Origin of the sequence: Pauljensenia sp. UMB6358 (assembly GCF_030216865.1) — a bacterium.
Lineage (GTDB): Bacteria > Actinomycetota > Actinomycetes > Actinomycetales > Actinomycetaceae > Pauljensenia > Pauljensenia turicensis_A.
In genome coordinates this window covers 1-247 of sequence record NZ_JASOMS010000244.1, presented here as the reverse complement: position 1 = coordinate 247, position 247 = coordinate 1, and the positions used below count along the sequence as shown (strand labels likewise).

1 protein-coding gene is annotated in these 247 nt (G+C 65.2%); it reads right to left on the bottom strand.

Annotation, left to right across the window (positions count from 1 at the left end):
* Window positions 1-188: hypothetical protein (locus QP381_RS09320; protein ID WP_285068754.1), on the bottom strand; the 188-nt coding region annotated here is incomplete at its 3' end.
* Between the last annotated feature and the right edge of the window lie 59 nt (window positions 189-247).

Here is a 247-nt window from a genome sequence, read left to right as displayed (position 1 = left end):
TAGGCGCGCACAGTCATACTTGCTCCCGTGGTGACCACCGAATCGGGGAGGGCGTGCTGACTTGGCCAGGAGGAAAGCCCTTCCTCTTCTTTGATGCTGGGCCCCTTTACCACCTTGGGAGCAGGCAGCTTGGGCTTCTTCTTGCCCTTCTTCTTTGCGCGCGGGTCGACCATCCCGGCCTCGGCCATCGCCCGGGCCACCGCCCCGGAGACCGCTGAGCGCACCGCCGCGGACGCTTTCGTATCCA